Raw genomic sequence first — 19,889 nt, forward strand, 5'->3', positions numbered from 1 at the left:
GTAATTGGGAACCCAATGTGATTCCCGATTCCAGCAAGAACGAACTGGGGCCTTATTAACCATCTCATTTTCATTACATATTTGAAAATAAAAACAGAAACATCGTGGATTGGATTCCGGCTCGGCTCCAACTCCTTCTTCCTGCTCGACTTGCCGCGCCGCTCCCGGCTAAGAGGGGCGGCATGATGAAGCTGTTTATCGGTAACAAGGCCTATTCGAGCTGGTCGCTGCGCGGCTGGCTGGCGTGCAAGCTGTCGGGCCTGCCCTTTGAGGAGGTCGTGGTCCCCCTCTATGACGAGGCGTGGGAGAAACGGCGCGAGGGCGACGAGTTCGCGCCCTCCTCCGGCAAGGTGCCGATCTTGTGGGATGGCGACGACATCGTCGTGTGGGACAGCCTCGCCATCATCGAATATCTCAATGAAAAGACCAGCGGCGACCTGTTCTGGCCGACAGACCCTGCCGCGCGCGCCATGGCCCGGTCGATGGCGGCGGAAATGCACAGCAGCTTCGCCGCGCTGCGTCGCGAGCATAGCATGAACATCCGCCGCATCTACGACGCCGTGCCGCCCTCCGAAGCGGTGGCGCAGGATATTTTCCGCATGATGCAGCTCTGGGCGCAGGCCCGTGCGCGCCATGGTGGCGAGGGCGAATTTCTGTTCGGGGCGTTCAGCGCGGTCGATGTGATGTTCGCGCCGGTCGTCACCCGCTTTATCACCTACCAACTGCCCGTCGCCCGCTTCGCCCAGGCCTATATGCAGGCGATCATCGCCCATCCCTGGATGCAGGAATGGATCGGCGGCGCGCAGGCGGAGGACTGGGTAATCGACAAGTTCGAGGTGCCGCCGCAGGTGACGTGAGGCAATGACGGACACGCCCGATACCCCCACCGAACAACGCGCCGCTGAAGCCGCCGCGATTCGCCGCCGCTGGATCACGCTCGGCGAAATGCTGGCGCTGCTGGCGGTCAGTATCTCCGGGTTGACCCTCTATCTCAATTGGTCGGACAAGCAGGACGAGCGCGCGGAAAAGGCGATCGCAAGCCGTCAGGCCTCCGTCCGCGCGGCGAAGCTGATACTCAACGCCCGTGCCGATGGCGACGACCGGCTGCTATTGACCCCGGCCGCTGCCGACCAGATCGTCCAGAGCCAGACCTTCCTCTTCCCCACCGCGCTGAATATTGCGGCCGTATCCACCACGGGCGAAGCGCGTATCGAGGCACGCTGGTTCGACAATGCGCTCAAGCGGGCGCGGGACAAGGCCAAGCTGCCCGACAATAGCGTGGGCGACGAAAAGCTGCCCGTGTTCATCACCACCCGCTTCGTGGTGAATGGCGAAGCGCGCGAAGATCGCGCCATCTATGATATTGGCTATGGCATATCGGGTCGCTGGTTGTCGGGCCATGACGTGACACTGCGCGGCCTGTCGCTCGTCACGCGCGAGATGGGTCAGTCCCCCGCCACGCGCGTCGATGCGCGCTGGGCGGCCGTCGTCACCGCGCGCAACTGACGCGGCTCCACGAAAAAGCCCGGCCCTTCGTGGAAGGACCGGGCTTTTTCCGCTCGAAAGGATCGGGGCTTTAGCCGACGATTTCTTCGGGCTTGAAGAAATAGGCGATTTCGGTCGCGGCATTTTCTTCGCTGTCCGAACCATGGACCGAATTGGCTTCGATCGATTCGGCCAGTTCCTTGCGGATCGTGCCCGCATCGGCATTGGCGGGGTTGGTCGCGCCCATGATGTCGCGGTTACGCTGCACAGCATTCTCGCCTTCCAAAACCTGAACGACGACAGGGCCGGAAATCATGAAGGCGACGAGATCGGCGAAGAAGGGGCGTTCCTTGTGGACGCCGTAAAAGCCTTCGGCCTGTTCGCGGCTCATGCGGATGCGCTTGGAAGCGACGACGCGCAGGCCGGCTTCCTCCAGCATCTTGGTGACGGCGCCGGTCAGGTTGCGACGGGTCGCGTCGGGCTTGATGATGGAAAAGGTGCGCGTGACGGCCATGGCCCTCGATACTCCGAATGGGTGGAAATGCTGGCCGCGCCTTTAGACGGGGCCGTGCTGCGCTGCAAGAGGTTTGAAGCCAAAGGCCGCGCTATGGCCCCTGCACCCATTTGCGGCCCTCCTGCCGCCAGAAGCGCGGCTCGACGCCGTCGCGCTTCGACAGGGTCCGCCAGCTTGCCCGCGCACCATCGATCGTATCGGCGTCGAAAAAATAAAAGGCCCGCTCGAATTCCAGCGCCTCGTCGCGCCACACGCCATCGGCCAGCGCGACATGCCGCGCGCCATTGGGGGCGTCGCAGGTCGGGGCGAGCAGGATCGGCTGCACCGCCTCATTCCCCTCGCCCGCCTGCCCATGGGCGAGGAAACTCTCAGGCGGCCCGGCCCATAGCCCCTGCGATATACGCTCCCGCCGATCGGCCGTATCCGCCACCACCAGCAGCCGCGCGCCCAGCCCCAGGATGCGCGCCGCGATGGCGGGCAACACCTGTTCGACAGGATCGCGGTTTAGCTGGTAGAAATCGACCTGCATGATCGTAAAATCCTAACCCCGTTCGCCCTGAGCCTGTCTAAGCCTGTCCTGAGCGCCTGCCTTAGCAGGCAGTCGAAGGGGGCTGTTCTTCTTTGCGCAGAAGGACAGGGCTTCGACAAGCTCAGCCCGAACGGGCGTGGGGGCATCTTACTGCTCGAACTTGTCCGCCACCAATTGGTCGATTAGGCGCACGCCATAGCCGGTCGCGCCCTTGTCCCATGTCGCGCCGGGCTTGTCGGACCAAACCATGCCCGCAATGTCGAGATGCGCCCATTTGACGCCATCATCGATAAAGCGCTTGAGGAACTGCGCGGCGGTGATCGATCCGGCATAGCGTCCGCCGATATTCTTCATGTCGGCGATCGGGCTGTCGATCAGCTTGTTATAGGCGTCGGACAGCGGGAAACGCCACAATTCGTCGCCGCTCGCCTTGCCCGCCGCAACCAGGTCATCGGACAGGCCATCGTCGTTCGAGAAGAGGCCCGCATATTGGTCGCCCAGCGACACCAGGATCGCGCCGGTCAGCGTCGCCAGATCGATGACGACCTCCGGCGAGTAGGTCTTCTGCGCCCAAGTCAGCGCATCGCACAGCACCAGCCGCCCTTCGGCGTCGGTGTTGAGCACTTCGATCGTCTGCCCCGACATGGAGGTGACGATGTCGCCCGGCCGCTGCGCATTGCCGTCGGGCATATTTTCGACCAGCCCGCAAATGCCCACGACATGCGCCTTGGCCTTGCGCCCGGCCAGCGCCTTCATCGCGCCCGCGACCGCGCCAGCGCCGCCCATGTCCCACTTCATGTCTTCCATGCCGGCCGCCGGCTTGATCGAGATGCCGCCGGTGTCGAAGGTCACGCCCTTGCCGACGAACACGACCGGCTTGTCCGCCGTGCCGCCGGTGCCGTCCCATTCCATCGCCAGCAGTCGCGCTTCGCGCACCGACCCCTGCGCCACGCCGAGCAGCGACCCCATGCCCAATTCTTCCATCGCCGCGCGATCGAGGACGCTGATCTTGATGCCCAAGTCAGCGAGGTGGCGGCAGCGTTCCACGAAACTTTCGGGATAGAGGATGTTGGCGGGTTCGGACACCAGTTCACGGGTGAAGGCGACGCCCGCCGCCACCGCTGCCCAACGATCCCAGGCCGCGCCTGCATCGCTCGACACGATCGTCACCGTCTCCAGCGTGGGCTTGGCCTTTTCGGCCAATTTGGTGCGATAGGTGTCGATCCGCCAGCTACGAAGCAGGGCGCCGAAAGCGAGGCGCGCCGCGCCTTCGCCCGTCACGTCGCCGACGAACTCGACCGCGACATGAGTCGCGCCGCTGCTCAGCAGCTTGGCCGTGAGCGCGCCACCCGCCCGCTCCATGTCGGCGTCGCTGCCGCTGCCGGTGCCCACCAGCACGACGCGCACTATTTTGCCGCCTTCTTCCACGAAACTCTCGAAGCTCGACCCGGCTTCACCGGTGAAGCGCGCAGCAGCGGCGCCCGCCACCAGCGTCGCGGACGCGGCGAGCGGCAGGCTGGGCAGCGTGCCCTTGGCAACGGCAAAGGCCAGGCTGTCGGTGTCGGGACGGGTCGGGCTGAAGGCGATATCCATGGATGGACCTTTTCTTGCTATGGGGACGGCTTTGGGGGCGTCTGGCCCGCTGATGTTCGTCAGATAGTGCGGCGAACCGTGTCTGGCAAAGCCGTTCGACCGATTTACCGCAAAAGACCATGGTCGCATGATTGCGGCGCGGGCGAAGCAATGCGATAGGCGGGACGATATGCGCCCCCGTTTTGAGGCTCTTTTTGTTGGTCACGCCCCTTTTCCCGTTTCGTTCCGCTTTGTTGCTGGGCAGCGCTTTGCCCTTGCTGGCGCTGGCCCCGCAGGCTTTGGCCCAGCAACTCAACGAGCCGCCAACGCCCATCAGCGCGCCCGATGCGCCCGTGCCCACCAATGACGACCAGATCGGATTCGCCGCCGACGCGCTCGAATATGACAGCAATCAGGAAGTCGTCACCGCCAGCGGCAACGTCCAGTTGCTGCGCGAGGGCAACCGCCTGCGCGCCGACAAGGTGGTGTGGGACCGCGATACCGGCAAGGTCGAGGCGCTGGGCAATGTCTCGCTCACCGATGCGGAGGGCAATATCGCCTATGGCGACCGGTTCGACGTAACCGACACGCTCAAGGACGGCATGGTCGACAATATGCTGCTGGTGCTGCAGTCGGGCGGGCGGCTGGCATCGGCGACGGGCACGCGCGTCAATGGCGTCTATACGCTCAACCGCGCCGCCTATACCGGCTGCGCGGTGGAAGACAGCAAGGGCTGCCCCAAGGAACCGACCTGGCAGATCAATGCGGTCAAGGTCATCTACGATCCCAGGCGCGAACGGGTCAGCTATACCAACGCCAATATCGAACTGTTCGGCCTGCCGCTGATCCCGCTGCCGGGCCTCTCTCATCCGGTCGGCGAAGCGGGCGGCAGCGGTCTGTTGATGCCTAATCTGCGCTATGACCGTAATAACGGTTTCGAAGTCGCGCTGCCCTATTTCTTCAAGCTCGCGCCCAACCGCGACCTGACGGTCACGCCGCATGTCTATACCAATGCGCTGCCCATGCTGGAGGCAAACTACCGCCATCTCTATGATCGCGGCGCCTATCAAGCCACCGGCTTCCTCACCTATGGCAGCCGCGTCGCGACCGGCGACAGCCCGATCGGCACCACCCCGGTCGACGCGCAAAAAGATATTCGTGGCTATATCGACGCCACCGGGGCGATGCAGCTGACGCCGGAATGGAGCCTGGACGGATCGATCCGCTTCGCCTCCGACCGCACCTTCCTGCGCCGCTACGACATCAGCCGCGACGATCGGCTCCGATCGACCCTTGGCGCACAGCGGATCGGCGACAACAGCTATTTCTCGATTCGCGGCTGGGCGGTGCAGACGCTGCGCGCGGGCGATTCGCAGGGCCAGACCCCGATCGCCCTGCCGCTGATCGACTATCGACTGCGGCTGAAAGACCCGCTGCTCGGCGGTGTGTTGCAATTGCAGGCCAACACATTGGCTATCACCCGCACCCATGGGCAGGACACGCAGCGCGCCTTTGCCGCGGCCGAATGGAATCTGCGCACCCTGACCGGCCTTGGCCAGGAAGTGACCTTCACCGGCTATCTGCGCGGCGACGTCTATCATAGCAGCGACAATGATCTGACCACCGTCGACACCTATGCGGGCAGTCCGGGCTGGCAGGGCCGCGGGATCGCGGCGGCGGCCGTGGACATGCGCTGGCCCTTCGTGGGCGAAGCATTCGGCGGGGTGCAGCGCATAGCGCCCCGCATCCAGATCGTCGCTGCACCACGTCTCGCCAATCTGTCGTTGCCCAATGAAGACGCCCGCGCGGTCGACCTGGAAGACAGCAACCTCTTCGCGCTCAATCGCTTCGCTGGCTATGATCGGTTCGAGGATTCGACCCGCATCACCTATGGCCTGGAATATGGCCTGGATCTCCCCGACTTCTCGCTCCAGAGCATCGTCGGGCAAAGCTATCGCCTGGACAGCCGGGAAAATATCCTGCCCGACGGCACCGGCCTGTCGGGTCGCACATCCGACATCGTCGGCCGGGTAACCGCACGCTACAAGGATTTCATCAGCCTCACCCACCGCTTCCGCGCGGACAAGGACAATCTGGCGGTCCGCCGCAACGAAGTCGATGCGACGGTCGGCAGCAAAAGCACTTATTTCATGGTCGGCTATCTGCGCCTCAACCGCGATGCCGACGACACGCTGGAGGATCTGCAGGACCGCGAGGAAGTGCGGCTGGGCGGCCGGGTGCAGTTTGCGCGCTTCTGGTCGGTGTTCGGATCGACCGTCATCGACCTAACCGATGCCAAGGAAGATCCGTTGAGCGCGGCGGACGGCTATGAACCGGTGCGCCACCGGCTGGGCGTCGCTTATGAGGATGATTGCCTGACGCTTGGCCTCACCTGGCGCCGCGATTATGTGGCCAATGGCGACGCGCGAAAGGGCAATGGCTTCCAGCTACGGCTAGCTTTCCGCAATATTGGCATATAAGGATCAGCCTTCCCGCGTCCCGTCAGGACTGGTTAAGGCGGCCCCGCGCATTGGCGCAGGACCGTATTGGAGATTTTTGCCGACGATGCTGCCCCTGGTTCCCCTGCCTTACCGCATCCGCCATTCCCTGCGCTCCGGCCTGCGCACGGCGCTCGCCTCCAGCGCGCTGCTCAGCATGGGCGTGCAAGGTGTCGTCGCACAGACCGTCGATGACGGTGGCGATGTCGCGAACCAGCAGCTCAACCTGCCAAAGGAAGTCACCGTCTTTGGCAAGAGCGATCCCAATGTGCGCAAGGCAACGGCGATCATCAACGGCCGCATCCTGACCGGCACCGACATCGATCAGCGCCTCGCGCTGATCATCACCGCCAATGGCGGCAAGGTCGAAGCGGAAGAAAAGGAACGGCTGCGTCTGCAAGTGCTGCGCAACCTGATCGACGAAACGCTCCAGATTCAGGAAGCCGCCGCCAACGACATCAAGGTCGATCCGGCCGAAATCCAGCAAAGCTATGAACGGGTGGCGGCGAATTTCCGCCAGTCGCCAACCCAGTTCGAAGCCTATCTGCGCACGCAGGGCAGTTCGTCGGCCAGCATCAAGCGCCAGATCGAGGGCGAACTGGCCTGGAGCCGCCTGCTCCGTCGCAATGTCCAGCCCTTCGTCAATGTGTCGGAAGATGAAGTGCAATCGGTCATCGACCGGCTGAACGCCGCCAAGGGCAGCGACGAATATCGGATCGGCGAAATCTATCTGTCGGCGACACCGGAAAATCGGGCGCAGATCATCGCCAATGCGCGCAACATCATTCAGCAGATTCAGCAGGGCGGCAGCTTCCCCGCCTATGCCCGCCAGTTTTCCGAAGCCTCGACGGCGGCGGTCGGCGGAGATCTGGGCTGGGTTCGCCCCGCACAGTTGCCGCCCGAACTGGCGCAAGCGGCGGCCGAAATGCAGGTCGGGCAGATCGCTGGCCCGATCGAAACGGTCGGCGGCGTGTCGCTGCTCTACGTCATGGACAAGCGCAAGGTGCTGACCGCCGATCCGCGCGATTCGCTGCTCAGCTTGAAGCAGCTTTCGGTCCTCTTCCCCAAGGGAACGACCAAGGAACAGGCCAGCACCAAGGCCGCCAGCTTCGCCGCCGCGATCAAGGAGATCAAGGGCTGCGGCCAGGCGAATGAAGTCGGTGCCCGGATCGGGGCCGATGTGGTCGACAATGACAATGTAAAGATCCGTGACCTACCGCCCCAGTTGCAGGATATTCTCCTCAACCTGCAGGTCGGCGAGGCCACCCCGCCCTTCGGGTCCATTACCGAAGGCGTGCGCGTGCTGATCGTCTGCGGTCGCGATGATCCGGCATCGGCCAATGCGCCCAACGCCGAACAGATCCAGGCGCAACTGGAAGAGGAACGGGTTAACCGACGTGCGCGCATCTATCTGCGCGATCTGCGTCGCGATGCGGTGATCGAATATAATTGAGGCCGTCCCTTTAGCACCCTTTGCGGTGCCGCTGGGCGATCCGGCCGGTATCGGGCCGGAGATCGTCGCCAAAAGCTGGGTCATGCGTGAGGCACGCGGACTTGCCCCCTTCTTCGCGGTAGGCGACCCTGCCGCGTTGCGTGCGGTGTGGCTCGGCCCGATTATCCCGATCAGTGCGCCCGAAGAAGCGACGGCGGCCTTCGCGACCGGCCTCCCCTGCCTCGAAATCGCCAAGGCGGGCGAGATCGTGCCGGGGTCGCCCAGCGTCGATGGCGCGCGCATCGCGTTTCAGGCACTCGAAGTCGCTGTTGGCCTAGCCCGTTCCGGTTCAGCCGCTGGCATCGTCACGGCGCCGGTGGGCAAGGAACAGCTTTATGGTGTCGGCTTCACCCATCCGGGCCAGACCGAATTCGTCGCCGAACGCTGCGGCGTTTCTGCCCATAATGCGGTGATGATGCTGGCCGGACCATCGCTCAAGGTCGTGCCGATCACGATCCATATCGCGCTGGCCGATGTGCCCGCCGCGCTCACCATCGATCTGATCCGCGCCCGCGCCATCACCACGGCCAAGGGGATGCAGAAAAATTTCGGCATCGCCCGCCCGCGCCTCGCGGTCGCTGGGCTTAACCCCCATGCCGGGGAAAATGGCGCGTTGGGCCGGGAAGAGATCGAGATCATCCGGCCTGCCATCGAGCAATTGCGCGCCGAGGGTATAGACATTGTCGGCCCCCTGGCGGCCGATGGCATGTTCCACGCCCGCGCGCGCGAAACCTATGACGTGGCGCTGTGCATGTATCATGATCAGGCGCTGATCCCGATCAAGACGCTGAATTTCGACGATGGCGTCAACATCACGCTGGGCCTGCCGATCGTCCGCACATCGCCGGACCATGGCACCGCTTTCGGCATCGCCGGGACCGACAGCGCCAATCCGGGCGCTATGATCGCCGCCATCCGCATGGCCGAAGCCGCTGCCCGCGCCCGCATCGCTTATGGGTGACACCCGCCCGGCATTGCCGCCCCTGCGCGATGTAATCGCGCGCCATGGCCTTGCTGCCAGCAAGGCGCTGGGCCAGAATTTCCTGCTCGACGAACAATTGCTCGACCGGATCGCCGCCATTCCCGGCCCGTTGAATGGGCAGCCTGCCTTCGAGGTCGGCCCCGGCCCCGGCGGCTTGACCCGCGCCATCCTGCGCGCAGGCGCACGACTCGTCGCGGTCGAACGCGACCATCGCTGCCTGCCCGCGCTGGCTGAACTGGAGGAGGCCTTTCCCGGCCAGCTGCGTGTCCTGTCCGGCGACGCGATGGAGATAGATGCCCGCGCCGAGGCTGGCGAGGGCGCGCATATCATCGCCAACCTCCCCTATAATGTCGGCACGCCTTTACTTGTGGGCTGGTTGTCGGCGGCATGGGAGCCGCTGCCCTGGTGGTCCAGCCTGACGCTCATGTTCCAGATGGAAGTGGCCGAACGCATCGTCGCTCAGCCCGGCACCGACCATTATGGCCGTCTCGCCATCCTGTCGCAGTGGCGCAGCGAGGCGCGGATCGCGATGAAAGTCCATCGCAGCGCCTTCACCCCGCCGCCCAAAGTCATGTCGGCGGTCGTGCATATCACCGCGAAACCGTCGCCGGACGGCGTCCAACTCAAGATGCTCGAACGGCTGACCGCCGCCGCTTTCGGCCAGCGCCGCAAGATGCTGCGGCAAAGCCTCAAGGGCCTACCCGGCGCGCTCGACGCGCTGGCGGAGGTGGGCATCGACCCGCAGCGCCGCGCCGAAACTGTCAGCGTCGAGGATTTCGTAGCCGTGGCCCGCATCCTCAGCCGCTAACGGCGCGCAATCAGTTGCGCTGACCGTCGATCTGCGCGATTTCCTCGTCCAGGTCGCGCAGCACTTCGGCGCGAATGCGGTCCGACATATGCTTTGCGCGCGTCGCTTCGGCCCGCGCCTTCATCAGTTCCGCGCGGGCCGATCGCAGCGCCTGTGCCTCGATCTGCGCCTCGCAGATGCGGATGCGGATGGCGCGGCGACCATTGCTGTCCACCGTCTCGCGCTGGCTGACCGTGCGGTCGCCATCGCAACCCTTGCGGACATCCACCACCGGCACCATCCGGGCAATGTCCGCCTCGGTCGGGATAGCGGGCGCCTGCCCCCACTGGTTGGCACGACTTGCGCTGATACGCGCCTTTTCCTCGCGCCAGGTCACCGGCGGCGCGGGGGGCACGGGCGGCACCGGCGCGATCATGTCGGCGGCAGGCACGATCGGCTCTGGCGGCACGGGCGTCATCGGCGCGGTTTCGGCCGCGATGGTCGCAGCGGTCGGTACATCGGGGACGGTTGCAACGGCTGGCACCTCCGGCACGGTGGCGGCGGCGGGCCGGGCGACCAGATCGCCCAGCCGGGCCAGATCAGCGGATTCGACGGTCTCGCTGATCGCCGCCATTTGCTGCGCGGCGCGGCTGCCCGATGCGGTGAGCGCGAGGCCGGTGGCGGTGACGATGGCGACAGCCGCCATGCCCCAGCTGATCCGCTGGAGCGAGATTTCATGGTGCGAAAGCATGGCAAGCCTCCCCTTGAGTGTAGCAATGCGATTGAGATGACAGGCGGCGACAAATTGCCGTCCGCCTGCGGCTTTGAGGATGGCGCGGCCATAAGCATGGGCCTGATCGCGGCCATAGAGAGAGAGGACGCGCGCATCGCACGCGGTTTCCTGGTCGGCGCGATAGGCGCGGTAGGCGATCCAGGCGATCGGATTGCACCAATGAATGCCAAGCAGCAGCAGCGCGATCATATTGGCCAGCAGGTCGCCGCGCTCATGATGGGCGCGCTCATGCGCCACCGCCATTTCCTGCTCCAGATCTTCATAGCGCTGCGCGAAATCGACCGGCAGGACGATCATCGGCCGCAACACGCCAAAGGCCAGCGGCCCCGATGCCTGCGGGCTGGCGATCGTGCGGATACGCCCCTCCTGCCCCAGCAAAATAGAGCCATCGAGCATATGGCGACGGAAACGGATATAGCCCACCGCCTGGAACAGCAGAAACGCCAGCAACCCGATGAACCAGAGCGCAATCCCCGTTTCCAGCCATGGGAAACCTGATGCCGAGGCCGCTTGCGGGTTATTTGAAAGCGCCAGCAATCCGGGCAGACCCGACTGGTCGACCGCGATATGCAGCGGCGAAGGCGCCGCCACCTCCTGCGGCAGCACCGGCAAAACCATGCGCAGCAACGGCAAGACCCAGAGGCTGTACGCCGCCCCGGCCCCCAGCCAGCGCGCGACCGGGCGGCGTAGCAGCATCACCAGCGCCATCAGCAAGCTGGTGGCGATCAGCGTTTCGACGATCCAGACGCTCATGATTTCAGCCCCTTAAGGATATCCTCCAGCTCGGCGATATCCTCCGCCGTCAACTGATCCTGGCTCGCCAACTGCGCGACCAGCGGCGAAATGCGACCGCCGAACAGGCGATTGACCAGCCGCCCCGACTCGCCCGCGACATAATCATCGCGCGCCACCATCGGCCGATAAAGAAAGCGGCGACCATCCTGGTCGGCGGCAATGATATCCTTGGCCATCAGCCGCGACAGCAGAGTCTTGACCGTCTGGACGCTCCAGTCGCGCGCGGCCGCGACGCGGTCGGCAACATCGGTGGCAGTCTGCGGCGACTGTTCCCACAGAGCCTCCATCACCACCAGTTCGGCTTCGCTGATCTTGTCGCTTATGTCCGCCACGCGCCTGCGCCTCCCGTTCAACTACATCTGTAATCGCATCGATTACATGCGTAGTCAACGGAGAAAAGCGAAGAAGCGGCGGCCAATCCCATCAGCCACAAAAAAGGCGGCCCGCACTGGACCGCCTCCTTCAATCTCGCCTTATCCGTCGCGATCAGCTCGCGGCGGCAACGCCCTGATCAGTCATCAGCTGGTGCAGTTCGCCCGCTTCATACATTTCCATCATGATGTCGCTGCCGCCGACAAATTCGCCCTTCACATAAAGCTGGGGAATGGTCGGCCAGTCGGAAAAGGCCTTGATCCCCTGCCGCACGGCCTGGTCCTGCAACACGTCCACCGTGTCATAGGCAACGCCCAGATGCTCCAGGATCGCAATGGCGCGGCTGGAAAAGCCGCATTGCGGAAAGAGCGGCGTGCCCTTCATGAAAAGCACCACGTCATGGGCACCCACAAGGTCGGCGATCCGCTGATGCACGGCGTCGGTCATGATCGAAAGTCCATTCCTGTCTGGCGTCGCGATAGGCCGACGCATACTATCCATGCGATCTTAGTTGGGAACCGCCGTGGTCAGTTGCAAGGCATGCAGTACGCCCCCCATCCGTCCGTCGAGTGACGCATAGACGGCGCGTTGCTGCGCCACCCGGCTCATCCCCCGGAAACTTTCCGCCACCACGCGCGCGGCATAATGGTCGCCGTCCCCCGCCAGATCGGTAATCTCGACCTGCGCATCGGGAATGGCGGCGCGGATCATGTCAGCAATTTCGTCGGCGGCCATCGGCATCGCGGCGGCCTTACTGCGCTTCGATGAACATGCGGCGCGCGACGACCGCCTGCTCTTCCAGCGCGGCGCGCACACCCGGCTCGTCAATCTCGATCCCGGCCGATGTCATGTCGCCCACCAGCTTGCGGATCACATCCTCGTCGCCCGCTTCCTCGAAATCGGCCTGTACGACGGCCTTCGCATAGGCGTCGGTCTCTTCGGGCGTCAGGCCCATTTTGGCTGCGGCCCATTCGCCGAGCAAACGGTTGCGGCGTGCCTGGATGCGAAACTGCATTTCCTGGTCATGCGCGAACATGTTTTCGAATGCCCGTTCGCGATCGTCGAAAGTCGTCATGCCCAAAAGCCCTGTTCAAAGCGGATATCGAAAATCAGATAGGCAGAAGCGCGCGATTACGCAACGGCAGGGATCATCCAGGGGCGATCCTGCGCAACGCTCTTTTCATAGACAGCTATCCCGTCCGCATCACCCAGCGTCAGGCCGATCTCATCCAGACCACCCAGCAGGCAATGTTTGCGGAAGGGATCGATCTCGAAGCGGAAACGATCCTGAAACTGCGTCGTGACCGTCTGTTGCTCCAGATCGACATGGATCTCGTCGGTGCGCGCAACCTCCATCAGCCGGTCGATCGCCGCCTGCGGCAGGACCACGGTCAAGATACCGTTCTTGAACGCATTGCTCGAAAAAATATCGGAAAAGCTCGGCGCGATCACCACCTTGATGCCCAAGTCACCCAGCGCCCAGGCGGCATGTTCGCGGCTCGACCCGCAACCGAAATTGTCGCCCGCGATCAGGATCGGACTGCCCGCATAGGCCGGATCGTCGAAGACATTTCCCGGCTCCTTGCGCAACACCTCGAACGCGCCCTTGCCAAGGCCGGTACGCGAAATGGTCTTGAGCCAGTGCGAGGGGATGACGATGTCGGTGTCGACATTCTTCATCCCGAACGGATAGGCCTTCCCCTCGACGGTCGTCAGCTTCTCCATCAGCGCGCCTGCTTGGCTTCCGCCGCGGTCAGATCTTCGGCCCGGCCGAGCGTCGCGGCCATCGCGGCACTCGCCAGCGCGCCCAGCGTCAGCAGCCAGAATATCTTTTTCACAACGTCATCCCCTCTTGGTCTTTCAATAATTCGCGCACGTCGGTCAGACGCCCGGTGAGCGCCGCCGCCGCAGCCATCGCAGGCGACACCAGATGCGTGCGCGCACCCGGTCCCTGACGGCCCATGAAATTGCGGTTGCTGGTCGATGCGCAGCGCTCGCCCGCAGGCACCTTGTCCGGGTTCATGCCCAGACACGCCGAACAGCCCGGCTCGCGCCATTCGAACCCAGCCGCCACGAAGATGCGGTCCAGCCCTTCGGCCTCTGCCTGCCGCTTGACCAGGCCAGAGCCTGGTACGACCATGGCATGCTTGATGCCGCTGGCGATCCGCCGCCCGTCCAGCAACGCGGCGGCGGCGCGCAGATCCTCGATCCGGCTATTGGTGCAACTGCCGATGAAGATATGCTCCACCGCCACGTCGGCCATCCGCTGCCCGGCGGTCAGCCCCATATAGTCGAGCGACTTTTGCGCCGCCGCCCGCTTGGACGCATCCTCGAAACTATCGGGGTCGGGCACCACGCCTGTCACCGCGACGACATCTTCAGGGCTGGTGCCCCAGGTCACGGTTGGAACGATGTCAGCCGCGTCGATCACCACGGTCTTATCGAACACCGCGCCCTCATCCGTAACGAGCGTGCGCCACCAGGCGACCGCCGCGTCCCAATCCGCACCCTTGGGTGCCATCGGGCGGCCCTGCAAATAGGCAAAAGTCGTTTCGTCCGGTGCAAACAGGCCCGACCGCGCGCCCGCCTCGATCGACATGTTGGCGACCGTCAGCCGCCCCTCGATCGACATGTCGCGGAACACGGAGCCGCGATATTCCATGACATAGCCGGTGCCGCCCGCCGTGCCGATCCGCCCGCAAATCGCCAGCGCGACATCCTTGGGCGTAACGCCAAAGCCCAGTTCGCCATCGACCACGACCGCCATCGTCTTCGACTGTTTGAGCAGCAGGGTCTGGGTCGCCAGCACATGCTCGACCTCCGACGTGCCGATCCCGAACGCCAGCGCGCCGAGCGCGCCATGCGAACTGGTATGGCTGTCACCACATACTAAAGTCGTGCCCGGCAGGGTGAAGCCCTGTTCCGGCCCCACCACATGGACGATGCCCTGCTCGACATCGGCGTCGCCGATCAGGCGGACGCCAAATTCCGGCGCATTGCGTTCCAGCGCTTCCAACTGCTGTGCGCTCTGCGGATCGGCAATCGGAATGCGCTTGCCATCGGCGTCGCGACGCGGGGTCGTGGGCAGGTTATGATCCGGCACTGCCAGCGTCAGATCGGGCCGCCGCACCTTGCGCCCGGCAAGACGAAGCCCCTCGAATGCCTGCGGGCTCGTCACTTCATGGACGAGATGCCGGTCGATATAGATGAGGCAAGTGCCATCCGGGCGACGCTCCACGACATGCGCGTCCCAGATCTTCTCATAGAGGGTGCGGGGTTTAACCATAGTGGCTCCCCCCCTAGACCCGGAATGGCAGGGGGAAAAGGGGGAAAGCCGATGCTATCTTCTGTTTTCTCCGCCACGCAGGCAAGAAAGTTACACCGCGCGATAATCCGCCACGATGCGCCCGGCCGCGCCGATCTCCGCCTCATGGCTATCCTCGCGCCAGGTTTCGGCGAGCGCCGCCGTCTCCCACGCCTGCATCGCGGGCAGCGCCAGCATATGCTCGACCCAGGCCAGTCCCGCCGGGCCGACATCCAGCCCGTAAGTCCGCACCCGATAGGCGACCGGCGCGTAAAAGGCATCGACAGCGGTAAAGACGTCCCCCGCCAGAAACGGCCCTCCGAAGCGCGCAAGCCCCTCCGCCCAAAGCTCGGTCAGCCGGGCGATATCCTTGTTGAGCGCAGGCGAGGGCAGATGCGGCTCCACCCGCACGCCGATGTTCATGGTGCAATCATTCCGCAGCGTCGCAAAGCCGCTATGCATCTCCGTCGCCGCGCACTGCGCCCAGGCCCGCGCCGCCTCGTCCCGCGGCCACACTTCGGCATGGCGATCGGCGAGATAGAGGATGATCCCCAGCGAATCCCACACCGTCCGCTCGCCATCGATCAGCGCAGGCACCTGCCCCGTCGGCGAAAAACTACGGAAGGCGGCATAGTTGGTCGGCTGCAAAAACGGCTCGATCCGGTCGATGAACGGGATGCCCAGCGCGGTCATCAGCAGCCAGGGGCGCAGCGACCAGCTGCTATAATTGCGGTTCGCGGTGATGAGTGTGTAGGCCATGGCAAGTCTCCCTTGGAGGCGCGGGTCGCATATCCCATCGACATCGCAGCGTATAGCGCCAGTGGCTTTGCATCGGACTGCCCCTAGCCAAGCCCTTGGGATCGCGGCACAAGGGGGCATCACGGGCGACGCCCCTCGCCGCCCTTCCCCGATTTGTGGAGCCCATAGTCGTGAACCGACGCCAATTTCTCGCCACCAGCGGCGCCACCGCGCTGACCGCCGCCACCGCCGCCCCCACCTTCGCCCAGTCCGGCAACGCCGACGCCCGGCTGCGCCCCATGCTCGACGGCTTCTTCTACGAACGGCTCGCCGACTCGCCTGAACAGGCGACCCGCCTTGGCCTCGACACCGGCGAGCGTGCTGCGCTGCGCGGCAAGCTCAGCGACACCTCCGCCGCCGGGGTCGCCCGCGACCTCGCCCGCAGCAAGGCCCAGGCCAGGCAACTCGCGACCATCGACCGCAATTCCCTCAGCGCCGCCTCGAAGCTCGACCATGACGTCGTCACCTATCAGCTCGACCGCGCGATCGGCGGCGAACGCTTCGGCTATGGGGAGACGGCGGGCCGCTACGCCCCCTATGTGCTGAGCCAATTGACCGGCAGCTATCGCGAGATTCCCGATTTCCTCGATTCGCAGCATCGCGTTGCCAACGCCGCCGACGCCGATGCCTATCTCGCCCGCCTCGACGCCTTCCCGGCCGCCATGGACGGCGAACTGGAACGGCAAAAGGCCGACGCGGCCAAGGGCGTGTTCGCGCCCGACTATATTCTCGACACGACGCTCAAGATGCAGGCGTCGCTGCGCGACCAGCCCGCCGCGCAGACTGTCCTGGTCGCCTCTTTCGTAAAGAAACTCGCCGCCGCCGGCCTGCCACCCGAACGCGCCGCGCAGGCCGAAAAGATCGTCACCGACAAGATCTTCCCCGCGCTCGACCGTCAGCGCGCCCTGGTGCAGGATCTCCGCGCCAAGGCGACCCATGACGCAGGCGTGTGGCGCCTGCCCGAAGGCGAGGCCTTCTACGCCGCCGCCGCCGAAGCGGCCACCACCACCGCGCTCACCGGCGATGAAATCCACCAGATCGGCCTCGATCAGGTCGCGCAGATCAGCGCCCGGATCGACACGATCCTGAAAGGCGAAGGGATGAGCCAGGGGACCGTCGGCGATCGCCTTGTCGCGCTGAACAAGCGCCCCGACCAGCTTTTCCCCAACACCGATCCCGGCCGCGAAGCGCTGCTCGCCCAACTCAATGTCCAGATCATCGCCATGCAAAAGCGCCTCGGCGAAGCCTTCAACACCGTGCCCAAGGCCCCGGTCGAGGTCCGCCGCGTGCCGGTCACCATCCAGGCGGGCGCACCGGGCGGCTATTATCAGAACGCCTCGCTCGACGGCTCGCGCCCGGCCATCTATTATATTAACCTGCGCGACACGTTCGACCGGCCCAAATTCGGCCTCGCGACCCTGACCCATCATGAAGCCGTGCCGGGCCATCATCTCCAGGTGTCGGTCGCACTGGAATCGGACGCCATCCCGATGATCCGCCGACGCGGCGGCTATAGCGGCTATAGCGAAGGCTGGGCGCTCTATTCCGAACAGCTCGCCGACGAAATGGGCATGTATGACGGCGATCCGCTGGGCCAGGTCGGCTATCTCCAGTCGCTCCTCTTCCGCGCCACCCGCCTAGTCGTCGACTCCGGTATGCACGTCAAACGGTGGAGCCGCGAAAAGGCGACCGATTATCTGATCGCCACCACCGGCATCGCCCGCGGCCGCAGCCAGGGCGAAATCGACCGCTACACCGTCTGGCCGGGTCAGGCCTGCAGCTACAAGATCGGCCACACCGTCTGGAACGACCTGCGCGCCGAAGTGCAGAAGAAGCAGGGCGCCGCGTTCGACATCAAGGCTTTCCATGACGTGCTGACGCTCGGTGCCATGCCGCTCGACATATTGAAGCAGACGGTGCGGCAACGGGCGGGGATAGCCTAAAAATCCTCCCCCTGCGGGGGAGGTGGATGGCCGCAGGCCAGACGGAGGGGTGTCACGCTCTCGATAGGGCGACGCCCCTCCCCCACGCCCTTCGGGCGCGGTCCCCCTCCCCTTCCAGGGGAGGATTTCAACGTTGAAAAAACGGCCCGGCAGTTTCCCGCCGGGCCGTCCAGTCCTTCCACCCAAACCCGCGAAGGGAGTGTCGAATTCCCCCGCGAGCTGGCCCGTAAAGCGGCCGTCATCCCCGCGCAGGCGGGGACCGATCTCCCGACATCGCACCCCAACGGCACGCCGGAGATAAAGCCCCACCCGCGCGGCAATCACGAAAGAGTGTCAGGCCGCAAATTGATTCATCGTATTGTGCGCGCCACCAGCCTTCAGCGCCGCTTCGCCCGCGAAATACTCCTTATGATCATCGCCAATGTCGCTACCCGACATATTCTGATGCTTCACGCAGGCGATGCCCTGGCGGATTTCCTTGCGCTGCACGCCCTCGACATAGCCCAGCATCCCGGCTTCGCCGAAATACTCCTTCGCCAGGTTGTCGGTGCTGAGCGCCGCCGTATGATAGGTCGGCAAGGTGATGAGATGGTGGAAAATCCCCGCCCGCGCTGCCGCATCCTTCTGGAAGGTGCGGATGCGGTCGTCGGCTTCCCGACCCAGATCGGTGGCATCATAATCGACGCTCATCAGGCGCGCCCGGTCATAGCCGCTGACATCCTTGCCCGCTTCGACCCAGGCATCATACACCTGCTGACGGAAATTCAGCGTCCAGTTGAAGCTGGGTGAATTATTATAGACGAGCTTGGCATTGGGGACGACCTCGCGGATGCGGTCGACCATCGACGCGATCTGCTCGATATGCGGCTTTTCCGTCTCGATCCACAACAGGTCCGCGCCATTTTGCAGGCTGGTGATGCAATCGAGGACGCAGCGATCCGCGCCAGTGCCCTCGCGGAACTGGAACAGGTTGCTCGGCAACCGCTTGGGGCGCAGCAGCTTGCCGTCGCGGTTCAGGATGACATCGCCATTCTTCGCCGTCGCCGGGTCGATCTCCTCGCAATCGAGGAAGCTGTTATACTGGTCGCCGATATCGCCCGGCTCGTTGCTGACCGCGATCTGCTTGGTCAGGCCAGCGCCCAGCGAGTCCGTCCGCGTGACGATGATGCCATCATCGACGCCGAGTTCCAGAAAGGCGTAACGGCAGGCGCGGACCTTCGCGAGAAAGTCCTCATGCGGCACGGTGACCTTGCCATCCTGATGGCCGCACTGTTTTTCGTCCGACACCTGATTCTCGATCTGGAGCGCGCAGGCTCCCGCCTCGATCATCTTCTTGGCGAGCAGATAGGTCGCTTCCGCATTGCCGAAGCCCGCATCAATGTCCGCAATGATCGGGACGACATGGGTTTCGAAATTGTCGATCGCGTGCTGCGCCTTCTGCGCCTTGACCTCGTCACCGCCAGCGCGCGCCGCGTCGAGATCGCGGAACAACATCCCCAATTCGCGGGCATCGGCCTGCTTCAGGAAGGTGTAAAGCTCTTCGATCAGCGCCGGAACGCTGGTCTTCTCATGCATCGACTGATCGGGCAGCGGGCCGAAGTCGCTGCGCAGCGCCGCAACCATCCAGCCCGACAGATAGAGATATTTGCGCTTGGTCGTGCCGAAATGCTTCTTGATCGCGATCATCTTCTGCTGGCCGATGAAACCGTGCCAGCAGCCGAGCGACTGGGTGTATTCGGCCGGGTCCGCATCATAGGCCGCCATGTCGCGGCGCATGACGCCCGCAGTATATTTGGCGATGTCGAGACCCGTGTTGAACCGGTTCTGCAATTGCATCCGCGCAACCGATTCCGCATTGATGCCGTCCCATGTGCCGGGATGGCTGCCGATCAGCGCCTGCGCCTTTGCGATATTTTCCTGGTAGGACATGGGCCGTTCCCTCGTGAGCTATGGGCTTGATGTACAGCCCCTACCCCCCGCCCACACTGCGCGGCAGCCCTTGTGAAGTTCAGTTGTCGATCTTTA

The 19,889-nt window shown here is 64.3% G+C and carries 19 protein-coding genes; 7 read left to right on the top strand and 12 right to left on the bottom strand.

Annotated features, from left to right (window positions below; translation table 11 throughout):
* The first annotated feature begins 182 nt into the window (after positions 1-182).
* Positions 183-857, top strand: a complete 675-nt coding sequence (locus ACZ2HM_RS10280; protein WP_037475703.1) for a glutathione S-transferase family protein — start codon at positions 183-185, stop codon at positions 855-857.
* A gap of 4 nt (positions 858-861) precedes the next feature.
* Entirely contained in the window at positions 862-1,506 is a 645-nt protein-coding gene (locus ACZ2HM_RS10285) for a hypothetical protein (RefSeq protein ID WP_069066028.1), read from the top strand.
* Between the two features lie 70 nt (positions 1,507-1,576).
* Here ACZ2HM_RS10285 and ndk read toward each other — a convergent pair whose 3' ends face one another.
* The 3 genes from ndk to ACZ2HM_RS10300 all read right to left on the bottom strand — a co-directional run bounded on the left by ndk (position 1,577) and on the right by ACZ2HM_RS10300 (position 4,121).
* On the bottom strand, positions 1,577-1,999 hold the full coding sequence (gene ndk / locus ACZ2HM_RS10290; RefSeq protein ID WP_037475709.1) for a nucleoside-diphosphate kinase: 423 nt from the start codon (positions 1,997-1,999) through the stop codon (positions 1,577-1,579).
* Positions 2,000-2,090: 91 nt separating this feature from the next.
* Entirely contained in the window at positions 2,091-2,528 is a 438-nt protein-coding gene (locus ACZ2HM_RS10295) for a DNA polymerase III subunit chi (protein ID WP_037475712.1), read from the bottom strand.
* A 147-nt stretch (positions 2,529-2,675) separates the two neighbouring features.
* The gene (locus ACZ2HM_RS10300) at positions 2,676-4,121 is read right to left on the bottom strand and encodes a leucyl aminopeptidase (protein ID WP_037475715.1); all 1,446 of its coding nucleotides are present in this window, start codon (positions 4,119-4,121) and stop codon (positions 2,676-2,678) included.
* 194 nt (positions 4,122-4,315) lie between these two features.
* Here ACZ2HM_RS10300 and ACZ2HM_RS10305 point away from each other — a divergent pair, with 194 nt between their 5' ends.
* The 4 genes from ACZ2HM_RS10305 to rsmA all read left to right on the top strand — a co-directional run bounded on the left by ACZ2HM_RS10305 (position 4,316) and on the right by rsmA (position 9,880).
* Complete coding sequence (locus ACZ2HM_RS10305; protein WP_470425159.1) at positions 4,316-6,580, top strand: LPS-assembly protein LptD; 2,265 nt, start codon at positions 4,316-4,318, stop codon at positions 6,578-6,580.
* A gap of 85 nt (positions 6,581-6,665) precedes the next feature.
* A complete protein-coding gene (locus ACZ2HM_RS10310) occupies positions 6,666-8,051 on the top strand; it encodes a peptidylprolyl isomerase (RefSeq protein ID WP_470425160.1) in 1,386 nt (461 codons plus the stop codon).
* A 31-nt stretch (positions 8,052-8,082) separates the two neighbouring features.
* Positions 8,083-9,051, top strand: a complete 969-nt coding sequence (gene pdxA, locus ACZ2HM_RS10315) for a 4-hydroxythreonine-4-phosphate dehydrogenase PdxA (RefSeq protein ID WP_470426839.1) — start codon at positions 8,083-8,085, stop codon at positions 9,049-9,051.
* A complete protein-coding gene (gene rsmA, locus ACZ2HM_RS10320; RefSeq protein ID WP_470425161.1) occupies positions 9,044-9,880 on the top strand; it encodes a 16S rRNA (adenine(1518)-N(6)/adenine(1519)-N(6))-dimethyltransferase RsmA in 837 nt (278 codons plus the stop codon). The genes pdxA and rsmA overlap by 8 nt, the downstream gene beginning before the upstream one ends.
* A gap of 10 nt (positions 9,881-9,890) precedes the next feature.
* Here the strand turns inward: rsmA and ACZ2HM_RS10325 are convergent, their stop codons facing one another.
* The 8 genes from ACZ2HM_RS10325 to ACZ2HM_RS10360 form a co-directional block, all read right to left on the bottom strand.
* A complete protein-coding gene (locus ACZ2HM_RS10325; RefSeq protein WP_470425162.1) occupies positions 9,891-11,405 on the bottom strand; it encodes a M56 family metallopeptidase in 1,515 nt (504 codons plus the stop codon).
* Complete coding sequence (locus ACZ2HM_RS10330) at positions 11,402-11,770, bottom strand: BlaI/MecI/CopY family transcriptional regulator (protein WP_037478444.1); 369 nt, start codon at positions 11,768-11,770, stop codon at positions 11,402-11,404. The genes ACZ2HM_RS10325 and ACZ2HM_RS10330 overlap by 4 nt, the downstream gene beginning before the upstream one ends.
* 163 nt (positions 11,771-11,933) lie before the next feature.
* A complete protein-coding gene (gene grxD / locus ACZ2HM_RS10335; protein ID WP_037475731.1) occupies positions 11,934-12,266 on the bottom strand; it encodes a Grx4 family monothiol glutaredoxin in 333 nt (110 codons plus the stop codon).
* A 60-nt stretch (positions 12,267-12,326) separates the two neighbouring features.
* A complete protein-coding gene (locus ACZ2HM_RS10340) occupies positions 12,327-12,560 on the bottom strand; it encodes a BolA/IbaG family iron-sulfur metabolism protein (protein ID WP_037475732.1) in 234 nt (77 codons plus the stop codon).
* A 10-nt stretch (positions 12,561-12,570) separates the two neighbouring features.
* Positions 12,571-12,894, bottom strand: a complete 324-nt coding sequence (locus tag ACZ2HM_RS10345) for a DUF1476 domain-containing protein (RefSeq protein WP_037475734.1) — start codon at positions 12,892-12,894, stop codon at positions 12,571-12,573.
* Between the two features lie 56 nt (positions 12,895-12,950).
* Positions 12,951-13,544, bottom strand: a complete 594-nt coding sequence (gene leuD, locus ACZ2HM_RS10350; RefSeq protein WP_037475736.1) for a 3-isopropylmalate dehydratase small subunit — start codon at positions 13,542-13,544, stop codon at positions 12,951-12,953.
* Positions 13,545-13,653: 109 nt separating this feature from the next.
* The gene (gene leuC / locus ACZ2HM_RS10355; protein WP_037475738.1) at positions 13,654-15,105 is read right to left on the bottom strand and encodes a 3-isopropylmalate dehydratase large subunit; all 1,452 of its coding nucleotides are present in this window, start codon (positions 15,103-15,105) and stop codon (positions 13,654-13,656) included.
* 90 nt (positions 15,106-15,195) lie between these two features.
* Positions 15,196-15,882 (bottom strand): glutathione S-transferase family protein, encoded by a 687-nt coding sequence (locus ACZ2HM_RS10360; protein WP_037475739.1) that lies wholly within the window; start codon positions 15,880-15,882, stop codon positions 15,196-15,198.
* A gap of 170 nt (positions 15,883-16,052) precedes the next feature.
* Here ACZ2HM_RS10360 and ACZ2HM_RS10365 point away from each other — a divergent pair, with 170 nt between their 5' ends.
* Positions 16,053-17,864, top strand: a complete 1,812-nt coding sequence (locus ACZ2HM_RS10365) for a DUF885 domain-containing protein (RefSeq protein ID WP_037475741.1) — start codon at positions 16,053-16,055, stop codon at positions 17,862-17,864.
* 333 nt (positions 17,865-18,197) lie between these two features.
* Here the strand turns inward: ACZ2HM_RS10365 and ACZ2HM_RS10370 are convergent, their stop codons facing one another.
* Entirely contained in the window at positions 18,198-19,793 is a 1,596-nt protein-coding gene (locus ACZ2HM_RS10370) for an isocitrate lyase (protein ID WP_037475743.1), read from the bottom strand.
* Between the last annotated feature and the right edge of the window lie 96 nt (positions 19,794-19,889).

It is taken from the genome of Sphingobium sp. KKT206 (assembly GCF_055640555.1).

Excerpts from the sequence above, each read along its gene's own strand:
- ACZ2HM_RS10280 (WP_037475703.1), top strand. The coding sequence starts at position 183 with ATGATGAAGCTGTTTATCGGTAACAAGGCCTATTCGAGCTGGTCGCTG.
- ACZ2HM_RS10370 (WP_037475743.1), bottom strand. The coding sequence starts at position 19,793 with ATGTCCTACCAGGAAAATATCGCAAAGGCGCAGGCGCTGATCGGCAGC.
- leuC (WP_037475738.1), bottom strand. The coding sequence starts at position 15,105 with ATGGTTAAACCCCGCACCCTCTATGAGAAGATCTGGGACGCGCATGTC.
- ACZ2HM_RS10345 (WP_037475734.1), bottom strand. The coding sequence starts at position 12,894 with ATGACGACTTTCGACGATCGCGAACGGGCATTCGAAAACATGTTCGCG.
- ACZ2HM_RS10325 (WP_470425162.1), bottom strand. The coding sequence starts at position 11,405 with ATGAGCGTCTGGATCGTCGAAACGCTGATCGCCACCAGCTTGCTGATG.
- ACZ2HM_RS10285 (WP_069066028.1), top strand. The coding sequence starts at position 862 with ATGACGGACACGCCCGATACCCCCACCGAACAACGCGCCGCTGAAGCC.
- ACZ2HM_RS10310 (WP_470425160.1), top strand. The coding sequence starts at position 6,666 with ATGCTGCCCCTGGTTCCCCTGCCTTACCGCATCCGCCATTCCCTGCGC.
- ACZ2HM_RS10300 (WP_037475715.1), bottom strand. The coding sequence starts at position 4,121 with ATGGATATCGCCTTCAGCCCGACCCGTCCCGACACCGACAGCCTGGCC.
- ACZ2HM_RS10340 (WP_037475732.1), bottom strand. The coding sequence starts at position 12,560 with ATGCCGATGGCCGCCGACGAAATTGCTGACATGATCCGCGCCGCCATT.
- ACZ2HM_RS10360 (WP_037475739.1), bottom strand. The coding sequence starts at position 15,882 with ATGGCCTACACACTCATCACCGCGAACCGCAATTATAGCAGCTGGTCG.
- ACZ2HM_RS10295 (WP_037475712.1), bottom strand. The coding sequence starts at position 2,528 with ATGCAGGTCGATTTCTACCAGCTAAACCGCGATCCTGTCGAACAGGTG.
- leuD (WP_037475736.1), bottom strand. The coding sequence starts at position 13,544 with ATGGAGAAGCTGACGACCGTCGAGGGGAAGGCCTATCCGTTCGGGATG.
- grxD (WP_037475731.1), bottom strand. The coding sequence starts at position 12,266 with ATGACCGACGCCGTGCATCAGCGGATCGCCGACCTTGTGGGTGCCCAT.
- rsmA (WP_470425161.1), top strand. The coding sequence starts at position 9,044 with ATGGGTGACACCCGCCCGGCATTGCCGCCCCTGCGCGATGTAATCGCG.
- ndk (WP_037475709.1), bottom strand. The coding sequence starts at position 1,999 with ATGGCCGTCACGCGCACCTTTTCCATCATCAAGCCCGACGCGACCCGT.